This is a genomic window from Methylobacterium sp. WL69, from assembly GCF_008039485.1.
Classification (GTDB): domain Bacteria; phylum Pseudomonadota; class Alphaproteobacteria; order Rhizobiales; family Beijerinckiaceae; genus Methylobacterium.
The window spans coordinates 1-4,592 of record NZ_VRUZ01000160.1 but is presented as its reverse complement, the minus strand read 5'-3'; the positions used below and the strand labels follow the sequence as shown (position 1 = coordinate 4,592).

Annotated in this window: 3 protein-coding genes and 2 pseudogenes; 3 read left to right on the top strand and 2 right to left on the bottom strand. The window is 73.6% G+C overall.

Annotation, left to right across the window (positions count from 1 at the left end; all coding sequences use genetic code 11):
• Together FV218_RS21900 and secB are read right to left on the bottom strand one after the other, a co-directional pair.
• Positions 1 to 1,215 (bottom strand): MFS transporter, encoded by a 1,215-nt coding sequence (locus FV218_RS21900; RefSeq protein ID WP_147711539.1) that lies wholly within the window; start codon positions 1,213 to 1,215, stop codon positions 1 to 3.
• Between the two features lie 163 nt (positions 1,216 to 1,378).
• Positions 1,379 to 1,891 carry a protein-export chaperone SecB gene (gene secB, locus FV218_RS21895; protein WP_056089755.1) on the bottom strand — a complete coding sequence of 171 codons (513 nt, stop codon included), beginning with the start codon at positions 1,889 to 1,891 and terminating at the stop codon, positions 1,379 to 1,381.
• Positions 1,892 to 2,367: 476 nt separating this feature from the next.
• Here secB and FV218_RS21890 point away from each other — a divergent pair, with 476 nt between their 5' ends.
• The 3 genes and pseudogenes from FV218_RS21890 to FV218_RS21880 form a co-directional block, all read left to right on the top strand.
• Positions 2,368 to 3,093 (top strand): Tim44/TimA family putative adaptor protein, encoded by a 726-nt coding sequence (locus tag FV218_RS21890; protein ID WP_056089758.1) that lies wholly within the window; start codon positions 2,368 to 2,370, stop codon positions 3,091 to 3,093.
• A gap of 104 nt (positions 3,094 to 3,197) precedes the next feature.
• Positions 3,198 to 4,300 (top strand): annotated as a pseudogene (locus FV218_RS21885) (MltA domain-containing protein).
• A pseudogene (locus FV218_RS21880) lies at positions 4,297 to 4,592 on the top strand (DNA mismatch repair protein MutS); the annotation flags it as partial. The pseudogenes FV218_RS21885 and FV218_RS21880, both read left to right, overlap by 4 nt.

Genomic DNA, 4,592 nt, shown 5'->3' with positions numbered 1-4,592 from the left:
TCAGGCGCCGTCCGGGGCGGGGCTCCCGCCGCGCGGCGACGCCGTCGTGGTGTCGAGCCACAGGACGAGGGCCAGGGCCGCGACGGCGGGCGCCCCGAGGACGAGGAAGGCCCCCGTCCAGCCGAGCCAGGCCTGGGCGAGGCCGCCGTACCAGGCCGAGAGGGCGCCGCCGATGCCCTGGACGGCGTTGAGGCTGCCCAGCGCCGTCTGGGTCCGGCCGGAGCCCCAGGTGAGATCGGCCACCACCACCGGCACGGCGACGCCGATGATGCCCGAGGCGACGCCGTCGAGGATCTCGGCGGTGACGAGCCAGACGGGATCGTCGACGAAGGCCGAGATCGCCGCCCGCACGGGCAGGACGGCGCAGGCGGCCACGAGGAGCTGGCGCCGCCCGCGCCGGTCGGCGAGGGAACCGGCGAACAGGGCCACGGGGATCATCACGAGCTGGGCGACCATGACGTAGCGCGCCACCCAGGACTGGGCATCGGCGGCCGTGGCCACGAGCTTCTGGCCGAGCAGGCTCAGCATGCCGCCGCTGCCGAGGTTGAACAGGGCCAGGGCGAGGGCGAGGACGAGGAGTTTTCGATTGCCGAAGATCTGGCGCAGGGGCGAGCGCGCGGGGGCGTCGTCCGCGTCCTCCGTCCAGCCCGCGGCGCGGCGGGCGTTGAAGGCGCCGGCCGGCGTCGTCGCCGTGGCGAGGATGGCGAGGGCGGCCATGGCGCCGAGCACCCAGAAGGCGATGGCCGGGCCGGTGGTGCGGGTGCCGAGGCCGATGATCGCCGCCGCTGCGAGGATGCCGACATGGTTGAAGGCCTGGTTGCGGCCCTGCTGGCGCGGGAACGCGTCCTTGCCGACCATGCCGAGGGTGAGGGCCGTCACGGCGGGCAGGAGCAGGGTGCCGCCGGCGGCGGCCAGCATCTGGGCGCTCAGCACCGTGGCGAAGGCCCGGGCCGGCAGCAGCAGCAGGGTGCCGGCCAGGATCGCCGCGCAGGCGAGGCCGATGAGGAGGCGCGGCCGGCCGAGGCGATCGACCAGGGCGCCGAAGGGGCCGCTCAGGAGGAGCGCGCCGATGCCCACCACCGTGGTGACGAGGCCGACCCGGGCGGGGGTCCAGCCGTCGATGCCGGCGAGCCAGGTGCCGAGGAACGGCCCGAGGCCGCCCTGGATGTCGCCGGTGAAGACGTTGATCAGCGCGAGGTGGCTGGTCGGGGCCATCCGGTCCGTGTCCGTCATCCACGACCGCCGCCGGCAACGAAACGGCGCGGGCTTCGGCGGAAGGCGTCAATAAGAAGAGGTCGACAAAGAGGGGTCGACAAAAAAGCCCCGGCCGTGGGGCCGGGGCGGCATACGCCCGCGCGGGCGCGCGGTGTCGACGGGCTCAGGAGGACAGCGGGCCGCTCTCAGGTCCCTGCGCCTGCGCTTCCAGCGCCTTCTGGCGGTAGAGGCCGACGAAATCGATGGGGTCGATGTAGAGGGGCGGGAAACCGCCGTTGCGCACGGCCTCGGCGACGATCTGGCGCGCGAACGGGAACAGCAGGCGCGGGCACTCGATCATCACGGCCGGATGCAGCTGGTCCTGCGGGATGTTGCGCATGCGGAAGATGCCCGCATAGGTCAGCTCGAAGGCGAACAGCACCTCCGTCGCGGTCTTGGCGTCGCCCTCCAGGGTCAGCTCGACCTCGAAATCCTCCTCGGCGAGCTGCTTGGCGTTGACGTTGACCTGGATGTTGATCTGCGGCGCGGCGTCCTGGGGCTGGAGCGAGCGCGGGGCGTTCGGATTCTCGAAGGAGAGATCCTTGGCGTATTGTCCCAGGGCGTTGATGCCCGGAAGCTGGTCCTCGGTCTGCGCCGTGGCGCCACCGTTCCCGTTCGGTGCCGATGTGTCGGCCATGGCGTTTCGTCCTTCTCAAGGTCCCCGGGGGGCACGATACCCTTGGGGGACGCGATTCCTGGGGGCACGCGCGGGCCGACGACCGAGCCAGTTCTTGTGCGCTTGCGACGGTTGCGACCACCCATCCGGTGCGAGAGCGCGCTATCATGCCAGCCGGGTGCGAACAAGGCGCGGGCTCGCGACGCCTGGAACTGGGCTTGCGACGCCTGGAACCGGGCCGGCGGCGTACCATATCTCAACATCGCACCGGGCCGTCGTGGCGGGCGCAGGCGGTGAGCGGGTTCGAACGACCCGGCTCGCTCCCGGCGCGGCGCTCCGCTAAGAGGGCTTACAACACTTCTGCCCCGGGCTCGTTATCGCCCAGGGCATGACGGCGCGGCGGGCGTTTTGCGAGCAACGCGCGGCGCGCATCAGGCGGGGTTTCCGGAGCCCCTCGAAATGAAGTCGTCGTGCGACGGCCACGATCAGGATCGGTGATGCAGGACTCCTTCGACGTGACGACCTTGATCTTCCTCGCCCTGGCGGTGTTCGTGATCTGGCGGCTGCGCTCGGTGCTCGGCCAGAAGACCGGCGCGGAGCGCTCGCCGTTCAAGCCCGTGGACCGCAGCCGCACGGAGCCGCCGGCCACCCGGACGGAGGGCGACAACGTGGTGCGCCTGCCCGGCGCCGACCGCGCCCCGGCCGATCGGACGCAGGCGGCCCCCAAGGCGGAGGTCCGCGACTGGCGCGGCATCGCCGAGCCCGGCTCGGCCATCGCCAACGGCCTCGAGGCCGTGGTGCAGGTGGAGCCCGGCTTCGATCCGCGCGGCTTCGTCGAGGGCGCCAAGTCGGCCTACGAGGCCATCGTCATCGCCTTCGCCAAGGGCGACCGCAAGACCCTGCGCAGCCTGCTGTCGCGGGAGGTCTGCGAGGGCTTCGAACGCGAGATCGACGCCCGCGAGGGCCGCAAGGAGGTGGTCGAGACCACCTTCGTCTCCCTCGACAAGGCCGAGATCGTCGCCGTCGACGTGAAGAACCGCGTGGCCCAGGTGACGGTGCATTTCCTGTCGCACCTCATCACCGCGACCCGCAACGCCCAGGGCCAGGTCATCGACGGCAGCGCCGAGACCGTGGTCGAGGTGCCCGACGTCTGGACCTTCGCCCGGACGCTCGGCACCCGCGACCCGAACTGGCAGCTCGTCGCCACCGAAGCCGGCGCCTGACCCGCTCAGGTTTCGTGCGACCTCCCGTGATCGGGGCGGCCGTCGCCGCCCTCGCCCTCTGTGCCCTCCCCGGCTCGGCCGCCCCCGCGGCCGAGCCGTCGCGCTTGGCTGGGGCGGCTTCGGGTGAGGCGACCCTGGAGGCCGTCGATCTCGCGCGGCTGCCGGGCTTTCCCGGCCCCGATCCGGCCGTCGCCCTCGACGCGTTCCGCCGCACCTGCGCGGCCCCGCCCGTGGCCATGGGGCCGGCGGTGACCGGCTCCGCCGCCGACCTCGCCGCGGGGGGGGCGCGCGGGCCGCCGCCGTGACGGCCGACGGCGCGGCGGCGTTCTTCGCCACGGCGTTCACCGCCCACCGGATCGTCCGCCCGGCGGCGGACGGCGTGCCCGAGCGGCGTACCGGCTTCCTCACCGGCTACTTCGAGCCCGAACTCGCGGGCTCGCCCGTCGCGGCGCCGGGCTTTGCCGCCCCCGTCCTCACCCGGCCCGGCGACCTCGTGAGCCTGGAGCCCGGCGAGACCCGGCCCGGCCTCGACCCGGTGCTCCGCGCCGCGCGCCGGACGGAGACGGGCCTCGCGCCCTATCCCGACCGCGCCGCCATCGAGGACGGGGCCCTGGGCGACGCGGCGGTCCCGCTGCTGTGGCTGCACCCCGTCGACCTGTTCGTGCTGCAGGTCCAGGGCTCCGGACGGGTGCGCCTGACGGACGGCCGGGTGGTCAGGGTGCTCTACGACGGGCGCAACGGCCGGCCCTACACCGCCATCGGCAGGCTCATCGTCGGGGAAGGCCACCTGCCCCTCGACGGCCTCACCCTGGCGCGCTGGACCGGGTGGCTGCGCGACAATCCCGAGACGGCCCGCCGGCTCATGCGCCGCAACCAATCGTACATCTTCTTCAAGCTCGCCCCCATCGACGATCCGACCTTGGGACCGCCCGGGGCCGCCGGCGTTCCCCTGAGCCCCGGTCACAGCCTCGCCGTCGACGCCACCCTGTGGCGCTACGGCCTGCCGTTCTGGCTCGAAGCGTCCGACGATCCCGCCACGGGCCGCCTCGCCGTCGCGGCCGACACCGGCTCGGCCATCGTCGGTCCCGCCCGGGGCGACCTCTACCTCGGGACCGGAGACGCGGCGGGCGTCGCCGCCGGCAACCTGCGGGCCCAGGCGGGCTTCGTCGTGCTGCTGCCGCGTTCCAGCGCGCCGACAGCACCATGAGGCCCCCCCGCCGGCCGCGCGGCCTCTCGGGCGAGGATGCCTACCTGTGGGGCGAGATAGCCCGCCTGATCACGCCCCTGCGGGCGAGGGCGAGGCCCGCCAAGGCGAAGCCGGCGGAAGCGCCCGTCGGAACACCGCCCAAAATCGTTGCCAAGATTGTTGCGAAGCCGGCTCACAAAGCCGTTGCGGCGGTTCCCGCCAAGCCGCCCGCCAAGCCGCCCGTCAAGCCGCCGGCCAAGCGCGTCACCCTGAAGCCGAGCCCGCCGCCGGCGCCCCCGGCCCCGGTGATGGC

Bases quoted from the DNA above. Each gene is read 5' to 3' on its own strand.
- FV218_RS21900 (WP_147711539.1), bottom strand. From the start codon at position 1,215: ATGGCCCCGACCAGCCACCTCGCGCTGATCAACGTCTTCACCGGCGAC.
- FV218_RS21890 (WP_056089758.1), top strand. From the start codon at position 2,368: ATGCAGGACTCCTTCGACGTGACGACCTTGATCTTCCTCGCCCTGGCG.
- secB (WP_056089755.1), bottom strand. From the start codon at position 1,891: ATGGCCGACACATCGGCACCGAACGGGAACGGTGGCGCCACGGCGCAG.